The organism is Salmonella sp. 3C, from assembly GCF_025426275.1.
GTDB classification, from domain to species: Bacteria; Pseudomonadota; Gammaproteobacteria; order Enterobacterales; family Enterobacteriaceae; genus Salmonella; species Salmonella enterica.
On sequence record NZ_CP104858.1, the window covers coordinates 3,108,604 to 3,133,923 of the forward strand.

The window sequence follows — 25,320 nt, forward strand, 5'->3', positions numbered from 1 at the left end:
ACAGAGAATGCGCCGCCCACGCTGTTTATTTAAGCTTACTTTGCGCCCAGATAATGCCGCTGGCGTATTCGCCCGGCAGGAGCGGAGAGAGCGCTTCCAGGGTGGCGCTAAGACGTGACGTATCGCTGTCGGTCAGATTCAGATGGCCGACTTTTCGCCCCGGACGTACCGCTTTATCATACCAGTGCAGATGTACCAGCGGCAGCTTCAGCCAGTCGTAATTCAGCTCGCTGCCGATCAGGTTGATCATCACCGACGGGGCGTTAATCACCGGCGCGGGCAACGGCAGGCCGGTAATCGCGCGCAAATGCAATTCAAACTGACTGATGCTGGCGCCATTTTGCGTCCAGTGTCCGCTGTTATGCACGCGCGGCGCCAGTTCATTGATTAACAGGCCTTCCGGCGTGATAAAACATTCCATCGCCATTACGCCGACGTAGTTCAGCGCCTGCATAATTGCTGACAGCATCGATTCCGCCTGCTCCTGCTGTTCGGCGTTCGCCTGTGGGAACGCGACGCTGGTCCGCAAGATGCCGTCCTGATGCAAATTGTGCGTTAGCGGGTAAAACACGGTACTGCCGTCATGAGCGCGCGCGCCGACTAACGACACTTCGCCGGAAAAATGGATACCGCGCTCAACAATACATTCGCCATAGCAGTCATCCGGCAGTTGCCCGGTTTCGTCCGCGCGTAGACGCCACTGCCCGCGACCGTCGTAGCCGCCAACGCGACGCTTAATAATCGCCAGTTCGCCCAGGCGGTCAAAGATGCCGGACCACTCGTCGGTGCTGGTCAGCAGCTGCCACGGCGCGGTCGCGAGTCCCAGTTTATCGAAAAGCTGTTTTTGTGTCAGACGGTCGGCGATGATCGGAAATACATCGCGATTGACGAAGGCCGGGTGGCGCGCCAGCTCGCGGGTAAGCGCGGTTTCCGGCCAGCGCTCAATCTCTGCGGTAATGACGCTCTGCTGTACCGGCACGGCGGTAGGCTCTGCATCCAGACCAACCGGCCAGACGGCGATACCCAGCGGTTCGCCCGCCTGGCGCAGCATTCGGCCCAGTTGTCCGTTGCCGAGAACGCAAACTTGCTTCATAGCGTCCCCCGCGGATCGGGATTTTCCAGAACTTCATCGGTTTGCGCTTTGCGCCAGTCGGCAATGCGCTGATGCAGTTCCGCGTCGTGTTGCGCCAGAATCTGCGCGGCGAGCAGGGCGGCGTTAGCGGCACCGGCTTTACCGATCGCCAGCGTACCCACCGGAATGCCGCGCGGCATCTGCACGATGGAGTAGAGGCTATCCACGCCGCTTAGCGCAGCGCTTTGTACCGGCACGCCGAGTACCGGGACCAGCGTTTTTGCCGCAATCATTCCCGGCAGGTGCGCCGCGCCGCCCGCGCCGGCAATAATCACTTGATATCCGTTCTCTTCCGCCGTTTCGGCGAAGCTGAACAGTTTATCGGGGGTGCGATGAGCGGAAACCACTTCTACATGGTGCGGGACATCCAGAATTTCAAAAATTTCGGCGGCGAATTGCATGGTAGCCCAGTCGCTTTTGGACCCCATCACGATGGCGACACGCGCCGGATTATTGCGGGAAGACATGCGTCTTAAAACTCCTGTGGTGCGGGACACGCTGCTTTTGAGGTGTCAGAGAATAGCATGATAATCAGGCAAGGAAAACGGTTGCGTGCGCGCCGTAACGGACGATTCGACGAACATTTACAGGGGGAAGGCGATTAACTCAACGTTGTCCGGCGTGACTTTTACCATTGAACCTTCATGATGCCATGCGCCTAACACCACGCGGAATGCGGGCTGGTCGTTGGCGGAAAGTTCATGCACCGCCGGGCGGTGGGTATGACCGTGAATCAGCCACTGTACGCGGTGTTTTTCCATTTCGGCGACGACGGTCTGCGCATTGACGTCCATAATATCCAGCGATTTGCTGCTGTTGGCGGCTTTACTGCCGGCGCGCATTCTGGCGGCGATACGGCGGCGGATAAACAGCGGCAGGGTAAGGAACAGTCGTTGCACCCACGGATTATGGACTTTGGCGCGAAACGCCTGATATCCGGCATCATCGGTACAGAGCGTATCGCCGTGCATAATCAACACATTGCGGCCATACAGGTCGAGCACTTTTTCCTGCGGCAGTAGAATCATGCCGCTTTCGCGGGCAAATCGCTTGCCAATCAGGAAGTCGCGATTACCATGAATAAAGAAGCAGGGAACGCCAACATTCACCACCGCTTTGATGGCGGCGGCTATCTCACGATGTAGCGGGTTGGGGTCGTCGTCGCCAATCCAGGCCTCGAAGAGATCGCCAAGAATATACAGCGCGTCGGCCTGACGGGCTTCTACGGCTAAAAAACGCAGAAAACCGGCGACGATCGCCGGTTCTTCCGTTTGCAGATGCAAGTCTGCAATAAACAGTGTCGCCACGATTACTCGCTGACGGTCACGTTTTCAATGATGACGTCTTCTTTTGGTACGTCCTGGTGCATACCGCTACGGCCAGTGGCGACGCCTTTGATTTTATCTACCACGTCCATACCTTCTACGACTTCCGCAAAGACGCAGTAGCCCCAGCCCTGCAAACTTTCGCCGGAGAAGTTCAGGAAGTCGTTGTCTGCCACGTTGATGAAGAATTGCGCGGTAGCCGAGTGTGGCGCCTGAGTACGCGCCATTGCCAGCGTACCACGGGTATTTTTCAGACCATTGTTGGCTTCGTTTTTGATCGCCTCTTTGGTGGCTTTCTGTTTCATGCCCGGCTCAAAGCCGCCGCCCTGAATCATAAAACCGTTAATCACACGGTGGAAAATGGTGTTGTTGTAAAAACCTTCGCGGCAGTAGTCCAGGAAGTTTTTAACTGTTTCAGGCGCTTTATCATCAAAGGTTTTGATTACGATATCGCCGTGATTAGTGTGGAAAGTAACCATTTATGCATCCTGTTCCAAGAGAGTGGTGCTTTAGCCCGCAATGGGGCACATATAGGGGCTTGTTATAGCATAACCGTAAGCTGCGATCACCTTGCAAAGTGTGCTGCTTCGATTACGAATAATATGTATCATACAGAGATTATTACCCACACACGTCTATACGGAATCTTCGATGTTAAAAATTTTTAATACACTGACGCGCCAAAAAGAGGAATTCAAACCCATTCATGCCGGGGAAGTCGGCATGTACGTGTGTGGTATCACCGTTTACGATCTCTGCCACATTGGCCACGGACGCACGTTTGTCGCTTTTGACGTTGTCGCACGCTATTTGCGTTTTCTCGGTTATAAGCTGAAGTATGTGCGTAACATTACCGATATCGACGATAAAATTATTAAACGCGCCAATGAAAATGGCGAAAGTTTTGTCGCGCTGGTCGACAGAATGATTGCGGAAATGCATCAGGACTTCGACGCGCTGAATATTCTGCGTCCGGACAGCGAGCCGCGTGCGACGCACCATATTCAGGAAATTATCGAACTCACCCGCACCTTAATCGAGAAAGGGCACGCCTATGTGGCGGATAACGGCGATGTGATGTTTGATGTACCGACCGATCCGACTTATGGGCAGCTTTCCCGTCAGGATCTTGAGCAGCTTCAGGCGGGCGCGCGCGTGGATGTCGTTGACGTGAAGCGTAACCCGATGGACTTCGTGCTGTGGAAAATGTCGAAAGAGGGCGAGCCGAGCTGGCCGTCGCCGTGGGGCGAAGGGCGTCCGGGCTGGCACATTGAATGTTCGGCGATGAACTGCAAGCAGTTGGGCAACCATTTTGATATTCACGGCGGCGGTTCCGATCTGATGTTCCCGCACCATGAAAACGAGATTGCCCAGTCTACCTGCGCGCATGACGGCGAATACGTCAACTACTGGATGCACTCCGGTATGGTGATGGTGGATCGCGAGAAGATGTCCAAATCGCTGGGCAACTTCTTTACCGTGCGCGACGTGCTGAAATACTACGATGCGGAAACTGTGCGCTACTTCCTGATGTCCGGGCATTACCGTAGCCAACTGAACTACAGCGAAGAGAACCTCAAGCAGGCGCGCGCTTCGCTGGAGCGGCTATACACTGCATTGCGTGGAACGGATAAATCAGCGGCCCCGGCGGGCGGCGAGGCGTTTGAAGCGCGTTTCGTGGAGGCGATGAATGACGATTTCAACACGCCGGAAGCCTACTCCGTCCTGTTTGATATGGCGCGTGAAGTCAACCGTCTGAAGGGCGAAGATATGACCGCCGCGAATGCGATGGCGTCTCATCTGCGGAAGATTTCCGGCGTGCTGGGACTGCTGGAGCAGGAGCCGGATGTTTTCCTGCAAAGCGGCGCGCAGGCGGATGACGGTGAAGTTGCGGAAATTGAAGCCTTGATTCAACAGCGTCTGGATGCCCGTAAAGCGAAAGACTGGGCGGCGGCGGACGCGGCGCGCGATCGTCTCACTGAAATGGGTATTATTCTGGAGGATGGCCCGCAGGGCACCACCTGGCGACGTAAGTAAGCGCTTTTACAGGCCGCTCTATTTGCATAGAACGGCCTGTTTTTTTATTTTTTCGCGCCGGGCGAAAGATAAACACACACCGACTCCCCCAGATTCTGATGTTCACACCCGGGCATTGCCCGGCTGTAATGGGCAATAAAGCGGATGACGCTGTCGCCGCTGTTTAGCCCCACATTTCCTTTTCGCAGCAATTCTGCTGGCTGATCGTCGGTGAAAACGTTAGGGGTGAACAGTTTTGCGCCTAATCGTTCAAAAGTGCCAGCACTAACGATAGAGGGTTGATAACCCTGAAGCTGCAACCAGCGGCGGGCATCATTACGTGACCAAACCTGCGCATCGTTTGCTCGCGCAAACACTTCGAGAAGCCAGCCATTCGAATTCTGATAAGGGCCGGAAAAAGGCCACGCAATTAGGTTATAGCGGGGACTGTGGAAGAGATTGAGTTTGATAGCGCTATGTAAGAGCGTTTGTAATGCCGTCGCGATATCTGAACGCGGGCGCAAAACGGCAATGCTCTGATTCACCAGGTCATCAGCCAGAAACTCATACAGACCTTGTATATAGAGCGCTGATTCAGCGGTTCCGCAAGTATTCAGATTATGGTAAACCCGCCAGTCTCCGTTTGGCTGGCGCATGGCATAGCCAGCATGTGACCAGGTTAAATGTCGGCTCGACATATCTTGCCCCTGGCGAACCAGAATGACGACCAGATCGGATTGACTGTTAAGCTGTTGTTTGAGCTGTAGCGCCTGATCCATTGTCGCTGCGATGCTCTCCGGCGTGTTTGCTTTTTGGTGACAGTTAGCACTGTCTGCATAAGCGTTGAGCGAGATTGCGCTGAGCCACAGGGCAAACGCGAACCGCTTCATTTGGCCGGTACCGTCTGGTTGCTGGAAAGTCCTGCGTCGTCCTGATTTACCATATGGGCAAGGACCTTGCCCTCTTTTTTCAAATAAGCGCCGGTGCCTTCCTGCGTTTTTTCCAGAGTGACTTTATCACCTGCTTTGAGGTTGCCTTCTTTGACGACATTTAGAGGAACTTGCATTTTAATGTCTTTGTTATCGGGGGACTTAGTGGTTAACAGCGCGGTTTTTTGCTTTTTATTTTCGACAACAGATCCAATGCTCAGGTTGAGCGGCAGCAGTACGGGGGAGAGTATAATTCCGCTAACCAGTGCGGAACTGCCCACGCTGACAACCGCAGACGATGCCGCATACCAGCCAGTGGCAGACATTTCTTCGCTATAGCTGGCGTGGGAAAATGAGAAACAGATGACCGCGGCGGCGAATGTCATTTTATTCATATTGATTCCTTTTAATATGCGTTTTAAGTACCCATAGAAATAACACTAAAATACTTCCCGGCAACCACACCCACAGCAATTCTGAGAGAATGACCTGGTGTCCATACGGCGTGATGTAGCTTGAAAGCGCAAACGGCGCGACTTTAATCACCTGCCAGGGCGCAAAGAAACGTTCATCCGACCACGGCCACAGCCAGCCGACGCCTTTCCCACCCGTGGTTATCGAATCCAGCAGGCTGTGCGACAGCAATGAAACGGTTAAAAACAGCCAGCAGCGCACCTGCCCCGCTCGAAACCATCGTCGTCCCGCGAGTACGCACAACAGGGGGAGGACGAATGCGAAAAGTAAAGAATGGGTAAATCCACGATGGCCGAACACGTTGCCGTAGGCGACGCCAAATTTAAAGGCCAGCACGTCGGCATCGGGGAGCATCGCCAGCACAACACCGGCAAACAGCAGGCGAGGAGGGATAACTTTCAGGCCTAAGCCTGCGCCAAGACACAGAGGAACGGCGGCGTGGGTGATAACGGTAGGCATAGCGATGGTTCACAGGGAAATAGCCATGCTAGCAGTTGGAACGCAGAGGATTAAGTGGATGATTATCTGAAAAGACAGCGTAATCAGGCCGGATAAGACGCTTTGCGTCGCTATCCGGCACTTGTATCAGGCCACGACGTTCACACTTTGGCCTTCAAAGCTAACGGTTTGCCCGGCGACAATTTTGCAGCGTTTACGCGTTTCAACCACGCCATCAACCTTCACCAACCCGTCGGCAATGGCGATTTTCGCCTGCGCGCCGCTTTCGCTCCAGCCTTCCAGCTTGAGCAGATCGCACAGCTCGACGTGCGGGTGCTTGCCTAAAGAGAATGTCGCCATGTTATTTTCCTTGTGGATCGTGATATTCAATGCACGCCTGCAGCGTGTTTTCGATAAGCGTGGCGACCGTCATCGGGCCGACGCCGCCCGGTACTGGCGTGATGTATGACGCGCGCGCCGCGGCTTCGTCAAACACGACGTCGCCAACGACCTTGCCATTTTCCAGACGGTTAATACCGACATCAATCACAATTGCGCCTTCTTTAATCCATTCGCCGGGAATAAAGCCCGGTTTACCTACGGCGACAATGAGCAAATCAGCATGCTCGACATGGTGACGCAGATCTTTGGTAAAGCGGTGCGTAACGGTAGTCGTACAGCCAGCCAGCAGCAGCTCCATGCTCATCGGGCGTCCAACGATATTGGACGCGCCAATGACCACCGCATTCAGGCCGTAGGTATCAATATTGTAACGCTCAAGCAGCGTCACAATACCGCGGGGCGTACAGGGACGCAGGCGTGGCGCACGCTGACACAGACGACCGACATTATAAGGATGGAAACCGTCTACGTCTTTATCTGGCGCGATACGCTCCAGCACTTTAACGTTGTCGATACCTGCCGGTAAAGGCAACTGCACCAGAATACCGTCAATCGTGTTATCTGCATTCAGAGTATCGATAAGCGCCAGCAGTTCGGCTTCGCTGGTGGTTTCTGGCAGGTCATAGGAGCGGGAGACGAACCCCACTTCGTCGCACGCTTTACGTTTGCTTGCGACATAAATCTGTGAGGCCGGATTGCTGCCGACCAACACCACAGCCAGGCCGGGAGCGCGAAGTCCTGCTGCGACGCGTGCCTGAACTTTTTGAGCAACCTCAGATCGCACCTGCTGCGCAATCGTTTTACCGTCAATAATCTTTGCTGCCATCAGAGAGAAGATTCCATCTGTTACTTCAAGTCAAAGGGGATGACGCTATTTTGTCAGAAGCGGGCCTCGCTGTCAGTTAACGTTTGTGTTTCCGATGCAAACGCGACGTCTCCCCCGTTCGTTGCCGATGCTGAGACGTGACCCATAAGCGCGCCATGATTAACCAAAAAGAAACAATTCATCACCCTGGCTATGGTTACCGTAATCCCTCGTCGTTAATAGCATCGGGCGGCATAATGCGACATTTTATACAAAATAAGATTAGACCCTTCTTATATCACAATAAGAATTAGCTTAGGTCATTAAAAGAGTTTGCGGCTATTTTTTATTTAGCGAAATGTTTAATTTATTACCGTGACGAAATGTCATATTCGCAAAGATTAATTACTGCGTCTGATACTCAGGGGAGAAACAGAAAACTAATTAATCTGCGATATCTATCTTTACAGGATGCAGAGATAACTTTTCTGACATGCTATGTCGATAATAATTCAAACGGAGCCGACAGGATGCCGAAATCGGGTGTGTGTAATTCAAGGGAAATCCATGAAACATAAATTAATGACCTCTACTATTGCGAGTCTGATGTTTGTCGCTGGCGCAGCGGTTGCGGCTGTTCCTACTCCGGTGAGCGTGAGTGGCGGTACTATTCATTTCGAAGGTAAACTGGTTAATGCAGCCTGTGCCGTTAGCACTAAATCCGCCGATCAAACGGTGACGCTGGGTCAATACCGTACCGCCAGCTTTACGGCGATTGGTAATACGACTGCGCAGGTGCCTTTCTCCATCGTCCTGAATGACTGCGATCCGAAAGTGGCGGCCACCGCTGCCGTGGCTTTCTCTGGTCAGGCAGATAACACCAACCCTAATTTGCTGGCTGTCTCCTCTGCGGACAATAGCACCACCGCAACCGGCGTCGGGATTGAGATTCTTGATAATACCTCTTCACCGTTGAAGCCGGACGGCGCGACCTTCTCGGCGAAGCAGGCGCTGGTTGAAGGCACCAATACGCTGCGTTTTACCGCACGCTATAAGGCAACCGCCACCGCCACGACGCCAGGCCAGGCTAATGCCGACGCCACCTTTATCATGAAATACGAATAATCCCGTCAGGGAACACCAGGGAAGGGAGGCGCCTCAACGGAAGAGGCTATCGGGGATAAAAGAGAACATAGCAATGATAAGGAAAGGCGCGGCGCTAGCGGGGCTTGTTTTGATGTCGCCCGTTATTGCGAAGCCGGTAATGGTGGAGAGCGGGCGTATTCACCTGCGCGGACAACTGGTCAATGGCGGCTGCGCTGTCGCCACAGAAAGCTAGGATTTGCGCGTACTGATGGGACAGTACCGCACGAATGCGTTTACCGGTCCTGGCAGCTTCGCTCCCGTCAGCGTTCCATTTTCGTTACGGTTAATCTCCTGTAGCGCGGAGGTCTGGCGTCATGTCGGCATTGCGTTTGCCGGCGTTACGCCTGCGGAAGATCCCCATGTTTTTCTGGCCAGCGGCGAAGGTATCGGTAATGCCGGAATCGGCCTGGCGTTATTTGATGACCAGCAGCGGCAAATCATACCTAACACGTTACCGCTTCATTACACGCCCATTTTAACGTCAGAAATGACTTTGCATTTTACTGCCCGCTATCGGGCAATTTCAGAAAATATGACGCCGGGACGAATTCATTCAGAAGTGTGGTTTACGCTGGTTTACCCATGAATTTTCTTGCCGACGTGACTCAATGCAAAAGGTATTTTTTACCATGCTGAATAGTATAAAAGTAGGCTTTATTGTTCTTCTCACGTTATTTACTTCGCTGAACGTACAGGCGGCGGGGGGGATTGCATTAGGCGCCACGCGCGTTATTTATCCCTCGGCGGCGAAACAGACTTCTCTGGCAATCAGTAATAGCGATACTCAAGAACGTTACCTCGTCAATTCATGGATCGAAAATAGCGCCGGGCAGAAAGAAAAAACGTTTATCGTTACGCCGCCTTTATTCGTCAGCGAACCCAAAAGCGAAAACACGCTGCGTATTATCTACGCCGGGCAACCGCTACCCGGGGATCGGGAGTCGTTATTCTGGATGAACGTGAAAGCCATCCCGTCGGTCGATAAAAGTCATATTGAAGGAAAAAACGTTCTGCAACTGGCGATTCTGTCGCGCATCAAACTGTTCGTGCGTCCGGCGAATTTGCCGCAGACGCCGGAAGACGCGCCGACCTTGCTGAAATTTTCCCGTGTCGGCAACCATCTCAAGATAACCAACCCATCTGCTTATTACCTCACGCTGGTCAATATCAGCGTGGGCGCGAAAAAGATTGATAATGTGATGATCGCGCCAAAAAGCGACATGCAAATTCCCTTACCGACAGGCGCGCAGGGCAGCGTGACATTTCAGACCGTCAATGATTACGGCGCATTGACGTCGGCGACAACGGCCAGTCTCGGTTAAGCAGAGAGCGTGAAGCCACACGAGAACACGATGAAGAAGACAACCTGGTTTGCAGGGCGATTTCCCGGCTATGTATCACCGTTAAGCGGCGTGGCGCTGTCGGTGCTGGCGGCGCTGTGTCCGCTGACGAGCCGCGGCGAAAGTTATTTCAACCCTGCGTTTTTGTCGGCGGATACCGCGTCCGTGGCGGATTTATCTCGCTTTGAAAAAGGTAATCATCAGCCGCCTGGTATTTACCGGGTGGATATCTGGCGTAACGACGAATTCGTAGCGACGCAGGATATTCGTTTTGAGGCGGGCGCCGTGGGCGCCGGCGATAAATCCGGCGGCCTGATGCCTTGTTTTACACCGGAGTGGATTAAACGGCTGGGCGTGAATACCGCGGTGTTCCCTGTCTCAGATAAAGGCGTCGATACCACGTGTATTCACCTTCCTGAGAAAATCCCGGGCGCGGAGGTCGCGTTCGATTTCGCGTCGATGCGCTTAAACATTAGCTTGCCGCAGGCGTCATTGCTCAACAGCGCGCGTGGCTATATCCCGCCGGAAGAGTGGGATGAAGGGATACCCGCCGCACTCATTAATTACAGTTTTACCGGTAGCCGCGGAACAGACAGCGATAGCTATTTTTTGAGTCTGCTGAGCGGGTTGAACTATGGCCCCTGGCGGCTGCGTAATAACGGAGCCTGGAGCTATTCGAAAGGGGACGGCTATCATTCGCAACGCTGGAACAACATTGGCACCTGGGTACAGCGCGCCATCATTCCGCTAAAAAGCGAACTGGTCATGGGGGACAGCAATACCGGGAACGATGTTTTCGACAGCGTCGGCTTTCGCGGAGCGCGGCTGTACTCTTCTGACAATATGTATCCCGATAGCCTGCAGGGCTACGCCCCCACGGTCAGAGGGATCGCCCGGACGGCGGCAAAGCTGACGATACGACAGAACGGGTATGTTATCTACCAAAGCTATGTGTCGCCGGGCGCGTTTGCGATTACCGATCTTAATCCTACCTCTTCCAGCGGCGACCTTGAGGTGACGGTAGATGAAAAAGACGGTAGCCAACAACGTTACACGGTGCCTTACTCTACCGTTCCGCTATTGCAGCGTGAGGGTAGGGTGAAGTATGACCTGGTGGCCGGGGATTTTCGCAGCGGCAATAGTCAGCAGTCTTCGCCATTCTTTTTCCAGGGAACGGTGATTGCCGGCCTGCCTGCGGGGCTGACGGCTTACGGCGGTACGCAACTTGCCGATCGTTACCGTGCCGTGGTGGTCGGGGCGGGGCGAAATTTGGGCGACTGGGGAGCCGTGTCGGTCGATGTCACACATGCGCGTAGCCAACTGGCAGATGACAGCACCCATCAGGGGCAATCGTTGCGTTTTCTGTACGCCAAATCGCTGAATAATTACGGGACTAATTTTCAATTGCTGGGTTACCGCTATTCCACGCGCGGATTTTACACCCTGGATGATGTGGCATACCGCAGTATGGAAGGGTACGACTACGAATACGATAGCGACGGACGCCGCCATAAAGTGCCGGTGGCGCAGAGCTACCACAATCTCCGCTACAGCAAAAAAGGCCGCTTTCAGGTCAATATTTCGCAAAACCTGGGGGATTACGGGTCACTGTATCTTTCCGGCAGTCAACAAAATTACTGGAATACGGCGGATACCAATACCTGGTATCAACTGGGATACGCCAGTGGATGGCAAGGCATAAGTTATTCGCTGTCATGGTCGTGGAACGAGTCGGTGGGGATCTCAGGCGCCGATCGCATTCTGGCATTCAATATGTCCGTTCCGTTTAGCGTTCTGACCGGACGGCGCTATGCGCGCGACACTATTCTTGATCGTACTTATGCCACGTTTAACGCCAACCGCAACCGCGACGGCGACAATAGCTGGCAGACCGGCGTGGGCGGCACGCTTCTGGAAGGACGTAATCTGAGCTACAGCGTGACGCAAGGGCGTAGCAGTAGCAATGGTTATAGCGGCAGCGCCAGCGCTAGCTGGCAGGCGACGTATGGCACGCTGGGCGTGGGATATAACTACGATCGCGATCAGCATGACTATAACTGGCAACTTTCCGGCGGCGTGGTCGGTCATGCGGATGGTATTACGTTTAGCCAACCGTTGGGCGATACCAATGTCTTGATTAAAGCGCCGGGAGCGAAAGGCGTGCGCATCGAAAACCAGACCGGCGTGAAAACGGACTGGCGGGGTTATGCGGTAATGCCCTACGCCACGGTATATCGCTATAACCGCGTCGCGTTAGATACCAACACGATGGACAACCATACCGATGTCGAAAATAACGTCAGCAGCGTAGTGCCGACAGAGGGCGCTCTGGTGCGGGCCGCTTTTGATACGCGGATAGGCGTAAGGGCAATCATTACCGCGAGGCTTGGCGGACGTCCGTTACCGTTTGGCGCGATAGTACGAGAAACCGCCAGCGGTATTACCAGTATGGTCGGCGATGACGGGCAAATTTATCTGAGCGGCTTGCCGCTAAAAGGTGAACTGTTCATCCAGTGGGGAGAGGGGAAAAACGCGCGTTGTATCGCCCCTTACGCCCTGGCGGAGGATAGCCTGAAGCAGGCGATTACGATAGCCAGCGCGACCTGTATCCGTCCGTCGTCATAAAAGGAAAAATAGAGATGAAAATATACTCAGCGCTATTGCTGGCGGGGACCGCGCTCTTTTTCACCCATCCCGCGCTGGCGACGGTTTGCCGTAATTCAAACGGGACGGCGACCGATATCTTTTACGACCTGTCAGATGTTTTCACCAGTGGCAATAATCAGCCGGGACAGGTGGTTACGCTGCCGGAAAAATCTGGTTGGGTCGGCGTAAACGCGACGTGCCCGGCGGGGACAACGGTAAATTATACCTACCGAAGCTATGTATCAGAATTACCGGTACAAAGCACCGAAGGAAATTTTAAATACCTCAAGCTGAGTGACTACCTTCTGGGCGCGATGAGCATCACCGATAGTGTCGCTGGCGTATTTTATCCGCCCCGTAACTATATTCGCATGGGCGTCGACTCTAACGTGTCGCAGCAAATGCCGTTTGGCGTGCAGGACTCAAAGCTGGTTTTTAAATTAAAAGTGATACGGCCTTTTATTAATATGGTGACGATCCCTCGCCAGACAATGTTTACTGTCTATGTGACGACCTCTACCGGCGACGCGTTGAGCACGCCGGTATATACCATTAGCTACAGCGGCAAAGTGGAAGTGCCGCAAAACTGCGAAGTGAATGCCGGACAGGTCGTGGAGTTTGATTTCGGCGATATCGGCGCGTCGTTATTTAGTCAGGCGGGGGCGGGTAATCGTCCGCAAGGCGTCACGCCGCAAACGAAAACTATCGCTATTAAATGTACCAACGTCGCGGCGCAGGCCTATTTATCTATGCGGCTTGAAGCCGAAAAGGCCTCAGGGCAGGCGATGGTGTCCGATAATCCGGATTTAGGCTTTGTGGTTGCTAATAGCAACGGTACGCCGCTCATACCCAATAATTTGTCGAGTAAAATTCCGTTTCATCTTGATGATAACGCCGCCGCTCGCGTAGGTATTCGCGCCTGGCCGATCAGCGTGACGGGGAATAAACCGGCGGAAGGGCCGTTTACTGCGCGCGGCTATCTACGAGTCGATTATGATTAAGGAGGCATAATGATCTTTCGGCGCGTTTTCATCGCTATCGGTTGTGTTTTGTTCAGCCCGCTGAGTCAGGCCAACTCATCTCTGGGCGAAGTGAATATTGAACTGCGCGGTAACGTGGTGGATTTTACCTGCGCCGTGGTGGCGGGCGACAGTAACAAATCGGTTAACCTCGGCACCTGGCCGACAAAACAGCTTCACGCCGCCGGTGACGCCACGCAACCGGTAGCCTTTAGCCTAAAACTTGAAGGCTGCCCGCCGGGGTCGGCGTCTATAACGTTTTCCGGGACGCCAGCGCCCGGCACGGCATTACTGGCGCTTGCTGATACGGCAATGGCGCAAAAACTGGCGATTGAAATTCGCGATGGCGATCAACGTCGATTGCCACTTGAACAGGCCAGCAAGGCCGTCGATATTGACAACAACGGCAATGCTACCCTGAAATTCTATGCGAACTATATCGCCTTAGCCGATGGCGTGCAGCCCGGACTTGCTAACGCGGATGCGACCTTCCTGATCAATTACAATTAGTGTCCGTTATTGTGGCTCCCGAACGATAATTCGCCGGGAGTACATTTACAATAATTCGTGTGATTTGGCGTAATCGATAAGCTCAACGATAGAGTGAAGGCCAAGTTTAGAAAATATATTGGCCTTATGCGCGCTGATAGTCTTGTTACTCAATAAAAGTTGCTCGGCAATTTCTTTGTTAGACATTCCATTGGCCAGATAGCGCAGCACGGTAACTTCGCGGTTAGATAGTGGCATATCATGGTGCCCGCCTTTGGGGGTACGGGTATTACTGATGAAATTAAGCGTCTCAGATGGGAAAAAAGAATAGCCGGATAAAATCATTTTTACCGCATTATAAATATCATTGAGGTCTTTGCGTTTACTTACAAATCCGTTTGCGCCCGCTCTTATTGCTCTTCCGGCATAAAAAGCCTCTGATTTCGACGATAAAAAAAGTATCCGGGTATGTTCCTGGATAGATTTGATTCGTTTAAGTAAGGTAAAGCCGTCGGTGCCCGGTAATTCAATATCCAGAATGACAAGGTCAACAGGATAAGTGCGCAGATACTCTATCGCTGTTCGGCTATCATCCGTTTTCAGGACAACCTGAATATTGCTATTTTTACCGAGTAAAACTTCGATCGACATTCTTACAATAGGGTGTTCGTCCATAATGATAACAGATGCAGGTTTCATTGCTGTATGCCTCAGACTGTTATGCGTCCTTCGTTTTAGGATAAGCGTCAGACACCTTAAAGATTGTGAAATAGCCAGATCTACACACCACACAGTGGAGCAATAATAAAGAATGAGACCTCCCTGTTGACTGGCTATTTTGCGTAAGAGTAATAAATATGTGGAATATCCATTTCGCACCAACAAAAAAGAAATTTCTGATTAAGTAAAAACAATATGGATTATACCTGGTCTGATTTCTCGGAAAAGTCTTGCGAAATGCGAATTATGGATAGCGGGTAGGATGTTCTGTGGCGTTATAGAAAATTTGTTCGTGGTGGAGCTATTTTCTTTAGAGTTGACATTGAGTAGTTTAAACTGTTGTTTTTAGGTATAAAAATAATATGAAAGACTAATTGTTTAGTATTTGTTATGTAATAACAGAAAGATGTTGACGCTGGAGACCTCAAAAAACGAGGAGGGACAGGGGGCGATGTAAGAAAAAAATTTTTATCGCTTACCAGGACGAGTTGTAAATATTAATTTTATGTGAAATATTTACATTTAATGGAAGTGAAAATAAGTAATTTCTTAAAAAATCTTATTCACCAAAACGTTAGTTCGTTAAAAAATGTCGTGGAAAGTAACGTTTAACTGCTGGATCAGCCGGAGAAAGCTTTGTCTGTGGGGAAGGTTAAGGAGGGTGATAAGTTGTTTAAGCCGGTAAACTACACGATGATAAGGTACGCTTTGCTGACGTGCTATTTCTTTTAAAGAGGCACCTTGCGCTAAAGTTTCAATCATCAACCAGTCAGTACGGCTAAAGCTTTCCGATAAGCGAGGTTTGGCGGCTGATAACAAGGCTTCGCGTACAGAGGCCAGATTTTGTCGTCGCGACAGAACAAAAAAACGCCCAGCCATACGGATAAACTGTGTTATAGCGGGGGTTTTATCTGATACCAGCAGGTAAATCTGGATATCGCTTTGTTGCCAACTGAGCGCGCGTAGCTGGTTAAGCGCCTCAATACAGGAGACAGGTAGCGCCTCCATATCTACAATCAGTTGTCTGAGCGACCCCTTTTCAATCCACAAAGAAATGTCATCTAATGAGCGGAATGCAGCGGTACGTTTTCCGGAAAATAAGTAGTGACTCAATGAATAGCCGAGGTAGTTATCAGTTGTAATTATTGCCTGGGAAATGATACCAACCGGCAAGGCATAATTAAGCTGTTGGTCCAGTAACTCAAGGCGATCAAATATCTGCGGCGTTGGAGAGTGATAACGGCAGGCGCAGTCTTTGGCATTTCTTAAACGGCGGTGTCTTTCCCTGCGTGGTACGCTGCGCATCCTGCTTTTTCCATTGCTCTAATATATATCTGGTAATATGGCTGGCCATAAATAACCTTGTCCCATCGTTGCACCAGCGTAAAAAGCAATGCTTCGTTGCTCTGATGTTTCAATGCCTTCCATCAGCATTAACTGCTGAAAAAAACTTCGCTATCATGTTTTGACGGAAGTTGCGTCAGGACCTCATAGCCGATTAATTGCGCAGTTGAGAGATTAACGATTGGCTCAGATTTTAACAATCCGCTGTTGAGATATGAATGGCGTGTTGGCGAAGACGCCAGGTGTGGGGGATTTATCCTTTCCTTTAATAAAGTACCCTGTGCCACCAAACACTCCTCCAGGCATTTATGATGCAGCCATATATTTTTGACCCCTGAATCTATCAGGATATTATGGGCATCATTGTGGCAGCGTTAAAAAAATGCCTGTAGGTATCGTTACTTAATTATTGGTGAGATATTTCGTAAGCCTTGTAAAAAGTTAAGTGAGTTTACTTACTGAGTAAGAAATGAAGGTTAACTCTAATATACTTTAAAAACTGCTGCTCCGTTTTAACATGTAATTTGCGCATAATGCTCCGGCGGAGTGACTTTGTCTGCTCTTCAGAAAGTGAAAGTAAAGCACCCGTTTCGCTTAAATGATAACCGCTGGCGATCAGTTTTAACAGGTGACGTTCTGTTACTGAAAAATGACGAGTCGTGCAGTAGTGGCAAATGCCAGAAGGGACGCTATGTCGAAGCGCTCGCTTATGTAAGATCAATATCATTTTCCGGGTAATTTCTTCAACATCATCTTTCCGATAAATATGCGGCAGCATATACAGACATAGTCTGAACATGAGCTTTTCTTTATCGCATTTATTACAAATAATCACCCGTAGCTGATGTTGGGTATGCATAGGTATCTGGTAACAGCCTGCGCTGAACCAATCATCATCCAGGGCCAGGAAAGCGATATCGGCATTATCTATCTCTTCTGGCGGCAGAAAGTCAATTTTCTGCTGCCATTGATTCGCCAGACGCGTCATGATGATTTTCAAACCATGCTCAAAGTGACTGTTTTGTTCCTTAATAGCGATACGCAGCATAAAAAATATCCTACACGGCAGGTGAATCATGGTGAAATATTAAAGAAACTGATTGATTTTCTAAATACTGGCGGCCTTAATTCCCACTTTATGCGTGCTGAGATGTGTCCAGGCGATTTCCTGGAACCTGGCATTGCGCCAGAAAAGACGATATTCGTACACTTAGTCAGCAACCAGAACAAAAGCCATTGACTCAGGAGTGCCTGACCGTATAATTCTCGCGTTTCGTCTATACGAAGTCTTCACTTCACAAGGCGCCCTTAGCTCAGTTGGATAGAGCAACGGCCTTCTAAGCCGTGGGTCGCAGGTTCGAATCCTGCAGGGCGCGCCATTATATATCAACTGGTTACGCCTCTTTAATTCCATCATTATTTTCCATATGGGACATATTTGGGACATCATCACTGAAAATCGAGTCAATTTGCTTCGCGTGTTCCGTTAAATGGTTCGGCGCAAGGTGAGCATATCGTCGAACCATCTCGATGCTCTCCCATCCTCCCATTTCCTGCAAAACAGAAAGCGGAACTCCGGACTGAATCAGCCAGCTGGCCCACGTGTGCCTCAGATCGTGGAAGCGAAAATCCTCAATTCCGGCCCGGCGGCAAGCTGCATTCCACGCCCGCTGATCATCGACGCGCATCTTTCTCACGGTTGGCGTCTTTGAACCATCAGGCCGGATGCCTTCTTTCGTATGCACGAACACCCATTTATGATGCTTACCAATCTGGTCACGCAATACCTTACAGGCAGTGTCATTTAGCGCTACGCCAATAGCGCGGTTTGACTTGCTGTCTTCAGGGTTCACCCAGGCAACACGACGCTGCATGTCGATCTGTTGCCACTCCATATTGATGATGTTAGACCGCCTAAGTCCCGTTGCCAGCGCAAATTTAACAACAGATTTCAACGGTTCCGGACATTCTTCAATAAGTCTTTTTGCCTCATCACGCTCAAGCCATCTGACGCGCTTGTTTCTGACAGAAGGAACCTTGATTACAGGCGCTTTCTCCAGCCATTTCCAGTCACGTTCTGCCGCCCGGAGAATGGCCTTTATCAGTGCGAGGTGCTTTGCCTTTGTCGATGTGGTGACCGGCTTGGGCTCAAATACTGGCGCTTCTTTACCCTTTCTCTTGGCAGATTCAACTTTCTGCTGCCATATCTCCTTTACCTTCCTGTTTTGCATCCTGCTCACCGCGGCGTAAATCTTCGCCTCAGTGATATCCTTTATCCTTACTCCTTCGAAATGCTCAAGCCAGAATCCCATCCGGCCTTTATCGGTATCGAGCGATTTCTTGTCTGCTTTCTCTTCCAGCCAGCGGAGGCATGCTTCTTCAAAAGTCACTTCAGGAAAGTCGCCGAGCTTGTCTACTCGCCAGAGTTCAGCCTTTCTTTTGTCGTGCAACTCCTGAGCTTGCCGCTTGTCCGCTGTCCCAAGAGATTCCTTAATTCGCTTCCCGCCCGGGAGCGAGTATGAGGCGTACCATATTTCACCTCTACGGAAGATTGACATTTATTTCCCTCTTTAAATGCATCACCCGCGCTCACGTCGACAGTATGCAGCGGTGAATTGAGTGCCGCAATGCATGCTTGTCTAGTGGTTAGGTAAGGGGATTTCGGTTTGGTGGGGTCTTTACGTGTTGCCTGTAGTCGGCCTGTGCGAATCCAGTTGGTGGCGGTAGGTCTGGATATCTTGAGAAATGAACAGGCCTCATCGAGTGTGAGGCTGTGTGATTCCATAGTTAGTCCTTGCGTAGCTCGCTGATTCTTCTGTAAGTCTCTGGCGCTTTGTTTCCGTACGTCTTCATTTCAGACTTCAATAGAGCAACAAGGGAATCCCATTCGTTGAGGATTCCTTTGAATGCCGGAACGCGCTTTGCAACCTTGTCGAATGAATCTCTGATTTCTGGAATCTGCTCAACAAGTGCAACGCATCGTCTGAAATCGGCTGCGTCATGTGGAGCACCGAAGCTATGACCATAGATATTCTTTTTCAGTCCACATGCGATTGAGGCAAGAGTTGCGCTACTGATGCCGACATCGCCAGTCGATTGCCATTTCAAAACCTTCATAGCCAAATCTGACATTTCTTGTCTCCAATAAAAAACCGCCATCAGGCGGCTTGGTGTTCTTTCAGTTCTTTAATTCGAATATTGGTTACGTCTTATTCGATGCGCACTCCTGGTATTTCGCCTTTTGATATTGCTAAGTCATAAATTTGCGCGGCACTATACCCATCTCGCATCCATGAATCTAAGGCGCGAACAGCCTCGCTACGCTTTTTATCTTCTCTCTCATTTTTGATATCAACGAGGACATCAACGCAATTAAGGCAAATGTGGATTTTGTCCTTACATTCGATCATGGCGGCTTTACCATGATTTCCGCCACACAGTGAGCATAAATCTTCAGGGTCTGGCTGGTATTTCTGTAACGTTAGAGGGTTGAATGTTGAACAGACCATAATCATCTCCATAAAACAAAACTCGCCGTAGCGAGTTCATATAAAATAAATCCCCGCGAGTGCGAGGATTGTTAGTTGCGCTCTGCTGCTGATTTAGCCATCAATATTTACCTTTATCGCGTACACCTTTACCGGTTTATCTCCGAAGTGGGGATGTGTGATTGTTTTCACTTCATATCCGTCATACGGAACATCAATTCTACGGCTGGAATCGTCGCGCTTCGGATATCCTTTTGTGATAATCAGGCGGTCATATTCCCGGAACATAATTCGTTTATTCCAGTAGTCATTACACAGACGATACTCTTCAGTTTTCTCTCCGCAAATCATGGCATCGAAGTATTCACCTTTAACGGCAAGTTGCAGGTTAGCCACGGTTAACCTCCTGCGGCGGCTCCGGTAGCGGCATCCAGTGCAAGGCAGCCCCTAACCACGAAAGAGTGCCATCGTTCAACTCCACGTACTCCCCTTGCACCTGACCTGCCAAATACTCGCCGTACTTTGAATAAATTAAAACCCAATCATCTTGAGCAGGCATCCGCTCACTACAGCTTATCCAACCATCCGGAGTTACCGGAGAGCTTCCGGCGAACCCGGGCATATCTGGACCTTTTCTGATAGCTTTAGCCAGCTCCAGCGGGTCATCGTAAAGCCAGTCGCCTGTAAGCGGGTGGTTTGCTTCTGCAAGCTGCGCAGCCCATTCAAGGCCATCTTTTTGACCTTGCAGATAATACAGCGCCAACTCATCATGATTACTTACAGGTTCGACCCCCTGAAGCATGGCAGCGCGACAAGCGTTCCATGCCTCCATAGCTGAGCCAGCATCTTGTCTTCCAGTTTCCCTGCAAAACTTCACAGCATCCTGAATAGTCCACTCATCCGGCACTACCGGCACTGGCTGCTCTTTGATATGCAGTCGTGGCTCGCCGTTTTTCGGTTCAGGCCATTCGCGCTTCTTGTTCACCGCCAGCTTTTCTACCATCGCCAGGGTAATCTGCTCGTCACTGATACCAGCACGTCTTTGCGCATCCCATAACAGGAATTGCATATCGGCCCACTCGCTCAGGTCGTCAGGTTCTGCGGCAGTTTCCAATGCTTCTTTTGAGAGATGTTTCAGCGGCCCTACTGGACCGACATCGCCGAACGTCTTATCTGACCACTCGGCGTGCTCACGGCGAATACGTTCGCGTTCTGACGCTGGCGGGGCAGCATATAACGGCATATACACGGCAACATCATCAGAAGCGTTTGGCTGTTGCTCTAACGTCACGCATGTACCGGAAAATTTATTTAGATATCGCACAGGTTCAGCGGTAAGCGATGCCAGCGCACGCTTCAGCACAATAAGAACTTTGGCGTCGTTATCGCTCAGGCCAAACGGAATATCGTCGCGAGTGTTTTCAAATTCAGCGATAGTTTGCTGTAGCCATTCTTTGGTAATAGTGGTCATGGCGTACTCCAGTTATCTTCGATAGCCACACTAAGTCGGTGCAGCCAGTCAGCTAATTTCAGCATTGCTTCGCGTTCGCTAAGCCCTTCCGGAAAATCTTCAAGTTCAACGAAAGGCTTAAACCGCCCGAAGGAGTCGTTCTTAACTGTCAGTTTCTGTTCAAGCGTGGTCTTCTTAACCTTGCTGTGATGCCGTAGAAGGTAAACAGACTGAGATTTTTCGGTTTCCGGATCGTATTCGTAGGCAGTTAGAATCATCTGGCTGCCGCCGCGATTTAATCCTCGCCACATAGTCACTTCCCCTTGCCGATGCCGGCGGCGTTTAATTTCTGCCGTAATTCTACTAATTTGGTTTGTACCGCTCTTTGCCTGTGCCATTGCAGGACGAGCATTTCGGACTACCGTTGTGGTCGTAATAACCACTGCCGTTACACGCCGTGCAGGGACGCAGCTTCCAGCCAAAAACGAAACGTTGGTAATATTCAGTTCGACGAACTTTGCGTTCGTGGAAGTTACTCATCTCACCCCCTCTCAATACGCAGCGCCTGTTTGTCGATGTTGCTCATTGGGCTGACTCCTCGCATTTGTGACTTTCTGGATCATCGGCTTTGAAATAACCGCCGCAGATTTTGCAGGGTATCGTCGGCACTTCGTCGTAATTTGAGGTTCCCGTAATCATGACTGCACTCCTTTGCGAAGCTGGGCGGCGATACCTTCGAGAACGCCATCGGCGAATGAGCGATCAAAATCGCCTTCCGGCGCATCAGCCATAAATTCTGTGGAGGTCAGTATCATTCGTGCGATGTCCGCAGCGTTCTTTGCTGTGTCGTCGATAAATCCTGCATCCCATGCGGCCAGCATTCGGTTAGCAACAAAGTAAGCGCCTTCCTTGTGAGCCTGCGCCCGCACCTCAGCCAGAAACGCGTCGGTGGCTGGGGTCTCAGTGAAATCGTCCTCCCACGTATCGCCAACGTCCTCGCACTCGCGACGACAATATTCGTTGAATTCGACCTCTGATTTTTTCAGTGCAGTGTTCTCCGCTGCCATCGCCGAAAACTTCTCGTGTGCCAACTTAACAACTGCATTAGCCTGCTTAAGTGACTCCATTGCTTTATCGTTATCCGCCGCTAACGCCGCGTATTTAGCATCAAGTTCCGCATAATCACTATGACGCACCATATCAGTACAGAATGATTCTCCTGTTATTGGTGGTGATAACTGGTCACTGACAATCGTGTATATTTTCACTTCTTTCATTTCTTCCCACTCCGCAACATTGCATTCAGATATTTGTTTTCATTCACTGATGGAAAACTCTTTCTCGCCAGCATTTCTTCGCGTGGAATATCGTTGATGGGCTTGAAGCGGTGTCGAATAATCATTTCAGATGGCAGGATACCGGGGTCGTAGGACAAACCTCTCATGATGAATTCCTCAGTTATTGCTGATAGCGCCGTAACGCGAACGGTAATCACGAAGGCGCTGGTCTATTTCAATAAATTTGGTGTAAGTGGCTTTGCGGAATGGCCGGATGGATGTCTGGTAAATTCGCTCGCGTTCTTCTTTCTCTGCAAGCCATATACAGTGGCGAAATTCCTTTTCCTCTTTCGTTTCCTGCGGTAGTGACATTATCAGGTCGTAGTTTTTTCTGAATTTATCCAGCACCTCCGAGACGGAATTGCCGGAACAGCGGCGCGGGTCATTCGCACCATACATAGGCGCTGGCATGTTTTCACCTGGTGATTATTTAGCTAACTTTTTCCAGATTGCTGAAACGTATTTGGCTTGGTGAATGGCATCATCAAGCGCGTTGTGTCGAGTTCCTTCGAATGGCATATCTCGTTTAGGGTCGAACCCAATTGCCTTTCCAAGCTCGACGATGGTTCGGACGTCGCGGTCATTCCACCACTGCCAGGGCGCTTGGTGCCCGGCCAGAGCATAACTATTTCGTAGAATCACACAGTCAAATGATGCGCCATTTCCCCAAACCTGAACGAATTTAGGGTTGGCGTGCTTTGCGATAAAGTCTGATAACCATGAAAGAGCCGTTGAAAGCTCTTGAGTGTCATTGGTTAGCGATTTTCTGGCATCTTCTCCCTGTTCCATCCACCATAAAATGGTTGAAGCATCAGGACGCGCCCGGTATCGCATTGATGACTCGAGCGAGATATTAACCGAGAAGTCTTCTCCTGTTTCTCCAGTTTTCAGATCAAAGAATACTGCCCCAATCGAAATAACGGGCGCGTATGGCCCGTTGCCCATTGTTTCAAGGTCAACCATTAAATGATTCATGTAAGTCCTTAAATTGCGTGAATAGCGTGACGAGGGAAGGGGAGAGTTACTGGTGCAAATGGTACATCATCATCAAAATCCATCGGTGGCTCGTTATGTTGTGTTGGTGATGGTTGCTGCTGTGGTTTCTGTGACTGCCTGTCGGCTGCTTGTTGTTTGCTGTCGCCAGTGCCTCCAAGCATTTGCATCACACCATTAATTCCAACATTAATCTCAGTGGTGTAGCGGTCTTGCCCTGTCTGGTCTTGCCACTTTCTGGTTCTCAGCATTCCCTCGAAATAAACCTGATCACCTTTTTTCACATACCGCCCTACGACTTCAGCAAGTTTCCCGACTACGGCAACACGATGCCATTCAGTCTGCTCCTTTTGTTCGCCAGTCTGTTTATCTCGCCACTGCTCTGATGTAGCGACTGTCAGGTTAGCGAACGCCGTCCCTGATGGTGAATAACGAACCTCCGGGTCTTGTCCGACCCGGCCTAAGATGATCACCTTATTTACGCCTCTACTAGCCATTTATGCCGCCTGTTTTAGTTCGTTAACTCTGATGTTCATTACCTGAACGCATTTTGTCTGCGCATCATCGTGACCAGCCAATAATTGCCAGTCATGCTGATATCTCTCAATTAGCTTTTTCTTGTCAGTTTCTGTTGCTGCATAATCGCTGAAGTCTTTCAGGATTTGTTCGCAGTCAACCGATGGAGATTTCTGGTTGGTATTTTCTGGTGATGGTTGATTGCATGATGATGGCATGGCCCAGTCCGGCAGCGATGGAGGGAGCCAGTAAAATCCTGTTCCATCCTTCAGTTTGGCCCTGTGCCATCCTTGTTTCTTATCACTGGATATCTGCGCAAAACCTTCCTCAAGGTTATACAGATACCGACCAATTCCCCACTGAACGGCAGCACGCTTCATTGCGCCGGAGCGGCCACCTTTGACGGCTTCTACCTGTGTGTTTTCAGCAGCATCCCATTTAGTTACCCATTCGGAATCAATCTTGATTGATATGCCGCATTCAACGCCGCCATTGTTTGGAATATCGCGATATTCATTGCGCCATCCTGCTTTTCCGCAAATATCGTCCAGGCGTTTCATGATTGCCCTGTTCGTGACATAAGCCAGCACCATAGCCCACACCATCCCATCGCGTGTTTTTCCGCTTCGCTGTATTCTCCACTCGATATCTTCAGGATTGAATGGGGCGTCGAATTTATTCAAATCCATAATTCACCTCAGAATGGTAATTCGGAAGGATTAGCCAGAAATTCACCTTTGTTTATTCGCTCGTTTTTGGCTAATGAAAGGCAATTTCTTTTCATCGATTTATTACCTGACTTGCGCCAGTACATTGCCTCTGTCAGGTGATACTGACGTTTTAACCTGCTCAACTCCGGTGTCCTTGCTAAATCCACTGGTATCATTTCAACCTCCATTCGCGAAAGGCTTCTACAGCTTCGCGATACATTATTTTGTCACCAAGATAAACAGCAATTGCGAATTTAGACTGAATAGCCATAAGTGATTTATCCATTACACGGCACTCCTGGTTGATTCAGGATATCGACCAGACGTTTCCATCCGGTTCGTAATTTTCTGGTAATTCTGTCGAGAAGTGATTCAGAAGGGCAGCCAGCAATGGGCCACCCGGCAAGACGATATTGCATGGCGTGCTCCTTAGTTAATTTGCATAACAAAAATGCCTCGAATGAAGCGCTGTTGGTATGCGAAAAAAAGCCGCCCTGACTGCGAGCGGCAAGACTATCAAGGGATGATTTTTCGATTAACCAGAACGAGTCGTCGTCCTCGTTTGGTTACGAGCGATATTGCTCACAATGACCACTATTAA

At 50.5% G+C, this 25,320-nt stretch carries 33 protein-coding genes, 1 tRNA gene and 3 pseudogenes; 8 read left to right on the forward strand and 29 right to left on the reverse strand.

Annotated features, from left to right (window positions below):
* Nucleotides 1–25: 25 nt before the first annotated feature.
* The 4 genes from purK to ppiB all read right to left on the reverse strand — a co-directional run bounded on the left by purK (nt 26) and on the right by ppiB (nt 2,936).
* Nucleotides 26–1,093, reverse strand: coding sequence for a 5-(carboxyamino)imidazole ribonucleotide synthase (gene purK / locus N7E69_RS14640; protein ID WP_000815603.1), 1,068 nt, complete (start codon nt 1,091–1,093; stop codon nt 26–28).
* Nucleotides 1,090–1,599 (reverse strand): 5-(carboxyamino)imidazole ribonucleotide mutase, encoded by a 510-nt coding sequence (gene purE, locus N7E69_RS14645; RefSeq protein WP_000098736.1) that lies wholly within the window; start codon nt 1,597–1,599, stop codon nt 1,090–1,092. The genes purK and purE overlap by 4 nt, the downstream gene beginning before the upstream one ends.
* 117 nt (nt 1,600–1,716) lie before the next feature.
* The gene (lpxH, locus tag N7E69_RS14650; protein WP_000212278.1) at nt 1,717–2,439 is read right to left on the reverse strand and encodes a UDP-2,3-diacylglucosamine diphosphatase; all 723 of its coding nucleotides are present in this window, start codon (nt 2,437–2,439) and stop codon (nt 1,717–1,719) included.
* A 2-nt stretch (nt 2,440–2,441) separates the two neighbouring features.
* A complete protein-coding gene (gene ppiB / locus N7E69_RS14655) occupies nt 2,442–2,936 on the reverse strand; it encodes a peptidylprolyl isomerase B (RefSeq protein WP_000255991.1) in 495 nt (164 codons plus the stop codon).
* 172 nt (nt 2,937–3,108) lie between these two features.
* On the opposite strand from ppiB, the gene cysS reads away from it, so the two are divergent.
* Nucleotides 3,109–4,494 (forward strand): cysteine--tRNA ligase, encoded by a 1,386-nt coding sequence (cysS, locus tag N7E69_RS14660; protein WP_000912377.1) that lies wholly within the window; start codon nt 3,109–3,111, stop codon nt 4,492–4,494.
* Nucleotides 4,495–4,538: 44 nt separating this feature from the next.
* Here cysS and N7E69_RS14665 read toward each other — a convergent pair whose 3' ends face one another.
* From N7E69_RS14665 to folD, 5 genes are all read right to left on the reverse strand, one after another.
* Entirely contained in the window at nt 4,539–5,363 is an 825-nt protein-coding gene (locus tag N7E69_RS14665) for a DUF2145 domain-containing protein (protein ID WP_001751102.1), read from the reverse strand.
* Nucleotides 5,360–5,797, reverse strand: coding sequence for an STM0539 family protein (locus N7E69_RS14670; RefSeq protein WP_001038574.1), 438 nt, complete (start codon nt 5,795–5,797; stop codon nt 5,360–5,362). Before N7E69_RS14670 ends, N7E69_RS14665 begins: the two co-directional genes overlap by 4 nt.
* Nucleotides 5,790–6,335 (reverse strand): metal-dependent hydrolase, encoded by a 546-nt coding sequence (locus N7E69_RS14675; RefSeq protein ID WP_001143571.1) that lies wholly within the window; start codon nt 6,333–6,335, stop codon nt 5,790–5,792. The genes N7E69_RS14670 and N7E69_RS14675 overlap by 8 nt, the downstream gene beginning before the upstream one ends.
* Before the next feature lie 126 nt (nt 6,336–6,461).
* On the reverse strand, nt 6,462–6,674 hold the full coding sequence (gene ybcJ / locus N7E69_RS14680) for a ribosome-associated protein YbcJ (protein ID WP_000190281.1): 213 nt from the start codon (nt 6,672–6,674) through the stop codon (nt 6,462–6,464).
* Between the two features lies 1 nt (nt 6,675).
* Nucleotides 6,676–7,542: a bifunctional methylenetetrahydrofolate dehydrogenase/methenyltetrahydrofolate cyclohydrolase FolD gene (gene folD / locus N7E69_RS14685; RefSeq protein ID WP_000729165.1), complete on the reverse strand. Its 867-nt coding sequence runs from the start codon at nt 7,540–7,542 to the stop codon at nt 6,676–6,678.
* Nucleotides 7,543–8,088: 546 nt separating this feature from the next.
* Between folD and fimA the strand changes: the two genes are divergently transcribed.
* The 6 genes and pseudogenes from fimA (at nt 8,089) to sfmF (ending at nt 14,182) form a co-directional block, all read left to right on the forward strand.
* Nucleotides 8,089–8,646, forward strand: coding sequence for a type 1 fimbrial protein subunit FimA (fimA, locus tag N7E69_RS14690; protein ID WP_001751103.1), 558 nt, complete (start codon nt 8,089–8,091; stop codon nt 8,644–8,646).
* A 73-nt stretch (nt 8,647–8,719) separates the two neighbouring features.
* Nucleotides 8,720–9,253: pseudogene (gene fimI, locus N7E69_RS14695) on the forward strand (type 1 fimbrial protein subunit FimI).
* A gap of 43 nt (nt 9,254–9,296) precedes the next feature.
* On the forward strand, nt 9,297–9,989 hold the full coding sequence (fimC, locus tag N7E69_RS14700; RefSeq protein ID WP_001675699.1) for a type 1 fimbria chaperone FimC: 693 nt from the start codon (nt 9,297–9,299) through the stop codon (nt 9,987–9,989).
* Between the two features lie 30 nt (nt 9,990–10,019).
* The gene (locus tag N7E69_RS14705) at nt 10,020–12,632 is read left to right on the forward strand and encodes a fimbrial biogenesis usher protein (RefSeq protein WP_000754223.1); all 2,613 of its coding nucleotides are present in this window, start codon (nt 10,020–10,022) and stop codon (nt 12,630–12,632) included.
* A 14-nt stretch (nt 12,633–12,646) separates the two neighbouring features.
* Nucleotides 12,647–13,654 (forward strand): type 1 fimbria D-mannose specific adhesin FimH, encoded by a 1,008-nt coding sequence (fimH, locus tag N7E69_RS14710; protein WP_000708660.1) that lies wholly within the window; start codon nt 12,647–12,649, stop codon nt 13,652–13,654.
* 9 nt (nt 13,655–13,663) lie between these two features.
* Complete coding sequence (sfmF, locus tag N7E69_RS14715; RefSeq protein WP_000577507.1) at nt 13,664–14,182, forward strand: fimbria assembly protein; 519 nt, start codon at nt 13,664–13,666, stop codon at nt 14,180–14,182.
* A gap of 45 nt (nt 14,183–14,227) precedes the next feature.
* Here sfmF and fimZ read toward each other — a convergent pair whose 3' ends face one another.
* The 4 genes and pseudogenes from fimZ to fimW form a co-directional block, all read right to left on the reverse strand.
* The gene (fimZ, locus tag N7E69_RS14720) at nt 14,228–14,860 is read right to left on the reverse strand and encodes a fimbria biosynthesis transcriptional regulator FimZ (protein ID WP_000801273.1); all 633 of its coding nucleotides are present in this window, start codon (nt 14,858–14,860) and stop codon (nt 14,228–14,230) included.
* 603 nt (nt 14,861–15,463) lie between these two features.
* On the reverse strand, nt 15,464–16,186 hold the full coding sequence (gene fimY / locus N7E69_RS14725) for a fimbria biosynthesis regulator FimY (protein ID WP_001258110.1): 723 nt from the start codon (nt 16,184–16,186) through the stop codon (nt 15,464–15,466).
* An 18-nt stretch (nt 16,187–16,204) separates the two neighbouring features.
* Nucleotides 16,205–16,515 (reverse strand): annotated as a pseudogene (locus N7E69_RS14730) (diguanylate cyclase).
* A gap of 161 nt (nt 16,516–16,676) precedes the next feature.
* Complete coding sequence (gene fimW, locus N7E69_RS14735; RefSeq protein ID WP_000944157.1) at nt 16,677–17,273, reverse strand: fimbria biosynthesis transcriptional regulator FimW; 597 nt, start codon at nt 17,271–17,273, stop codon at nt 16,677–16,679.
* A gap of 254 nt (nt 17,274–17,527) precedes the next feature.
* On the opposite strand from fimW, the gene N7E69_RS14740 reads away from it, so the two are divergent.
* Nucleotides 17,528–17,604, forward strand: a tRNA-Arg gene (locus N7E69_RS14740).
* Nucleotides 17,605–17,619: 15 nt separating this feature from the next.
* Here N7E69_RS14740 and N7E69_RS14745 read toward each other — a convergent pair.
* The 16 genes and pseudogenes from N7E69_RS14745 to N7E69_RS14820 form a co-directional block, all read right to left on the reverse strand.
* Nucleotides 17,620–18,783, reverse strand: a complete 1,164-nt coding sequence (locus N7E69_RS14745; protein ID WP_001573970.1) for an integrase — start codon at nt 18,781–18,783, stop codon at nt 17,620–17,622.
* Between the two features lie 161 nt (nt 18,784–18,944).
* A pseudogene (locus N7E69_RS14750) lies at nt 18,945–19,010 on the reverse strand (DNA-binding protein); the annotation flags it as partial.
* A 2-nt stretch (nt 19,011–19,012) separates the two neighbouring features.
* The gene (locus N7E69_RS14755; RefSeq protein ID WP_001281201.1) at nt 19,013–19,357 is read right to left on the reverse strand and encodes a hypothetical protein; all 345 of its coding nucleotides are present in this window, start codon (nt 19,355–19,357) and stop codon (nt 19,013–19,015) included.
* A 77-nt stretch (nt 19,358–19,434) separates the two neighbouring features.
* Nucleotides 19,435–19,734, reverse strand: a complete 300-nt coding sequence (locus tag N7E69_RS14760) for a hypothetical protein (protein ID WP_001447403.1) — start codon at nt 19,732–19,734, stop codon at nt 19,435–19,437.
* Between the two features lie 93 nt (nt 19,735–19,827).
* Nucleotides 19,828–20,109, reverse strand: coding sequence for a hypothetical protein (locus N7E69_RS14765; protein ID WP_000002089.1), 282 nt, complete (start codon nt 20,107–20,109; stop codon nt 19,828–19,830).
* Nucleotides 20,102–21,184, reverse strand: a complete 1,083-nt coding sequence (locus N7E69_RS14770; protein ID WP_000208077.1) for a dATP/dGTP pyrophosphohydrolase domain-containing protein — start codon at nt 21,182–21,184, stop codon at nt 20,102–20,104. Before N7E69_RS14770 ends, N7E69_RS14765 begins: the two co-directional genes overlap by 8 nt.
* The gene (locus N7E69_RS14775; protein WP_000267992.1) at nt 21,181–21,474 is read right to left on the reverse strand and encodes a hypothetical protein; all 294 of its coding nucleotides are present in this window, start codon (nt 21,472–21,474) and stop codon (nt 21,181–21,183) included. Before N7E69_RS14775 ends, N7E69_RS14770 begins: the two co-directional genes overlap by 4 nt.
* 384 nt (nt 21,475–21,858) lie before the next feature.
* Nucleotides 21,859–22,440 carry a hypothetical protein gene (locus tag N7E69_RS14780; RefSeq protein WP_000665849.1) on the reverse strand — a complete coding sequence of 194 codons (582 nt, stop codon included), beginning with the start codon at nt 22,438–22,440 and terminating at the stop codon, nt 21,859–21,861.
* On the reverse strand, nt 22,437–22,607 hold the full coding sequence (locus N7E69_RS14785; RefSeq protein WP_001214770.1) for a DUF2737 family protein: 171 nt from the start codon (nt 22,605–22,607) through the stop codon (nt 22,437–22,439). Before N7E69_RS14785 ends, N7E69_RS14780 begins: the two co-directional genes overlap by 4 nt.
* A 10-nt stretch (nt 22,608–22,617) precedes the next feature.
* Nucleotides 22,618–22,911: a phage anti-RecBCD protein gene (locus tag N7E69_RS14790; protein ID WP_001111323.1), complete on the reverse strand. Its 294-nt coding sequence runs from the start codon at nt 22,909–22,911 to the stop codon at nt 22,618–22,620.
* Between the two features lie 15 nt (nt 22,912–22,926).
* Nucleotides 22,927–23,475: a 3'-5' exonuclease gene (locus N7E69_RS14795; RefSeq protein WP_001016182.1), complete on the reverse strand. Its 549-nt coding sequence runs from the start codon at nt 23,473–23,475 to the stop codon at nt 22,927–22,929.
* 8 nt (nt 23,476–23,483) lie between these two features.
* On the reverse strand, nt 23,484–23,990 hold the full coding sequence (ssb, locus tag N7E69_RS14800; protein ID WP_000168282.1) for a single-stranded DNA-binding protein: 507 nt from the start codon (nt 23,988–23,990) through the stop codon (nt 23,484–23,486).
* Nucleotides 23,991–24,698, reverse strand: a complete 708-nt coding sequence (locus tag N7E69_RS14805) for a Rad52/Rad22 family DNA repair protein (RefSeq protein WP_000365270.1) — start codon at nt 24,696–24,698, stop codon at nt 23,991–23,993.
* Between the two features lie 8 nt (nt 24,699–24,706).
* Nucleotides 24,707–24,895: a hypothetical protein gene (locus N7E69_RS14810; protein ID WP_001552364.1), complete on the reverse strand. Its 189-nt coding sequence runs from the start codon at nt 24,893–24,895 to the stop codon at nt 24,707–24,709.
* The gene (gene kil / locus N7E69_RS14815; protein ID WP_000361564.1) at nt 24,892–25,005 is read right to left on the reverse strand and encodes a host cell division inhibitory peptide Kil; all 114 of its coding nucleotides are present in this window, start codon (nt 25,003–25,005) and stop codon (nt 24,892–24,894) included. The genes N7E69_RS14810 and kil overlap by 4 nt, the downstream gene beginning before the upstream one ends.
* The gene (locus N7E69_RS14820) at nt 24,998–25,138 is read right to left on the reverse strand and encodes a protease FtsH-inhibitory lysogeny factor CIII (RefSeq protein ID WP_001200016.1); all 141 of its coding nucleotides are present in this window, start codon (nt 25,136–25,138) and stop codon (nt 24,998–25,000) included. Before N7E69_RS14820 ends, kil begins: the two co-directional genes overlap by 8 nt.
* Between the last annotated feature and the right edge of the window lie 182 nt (nt 25,139–25,320).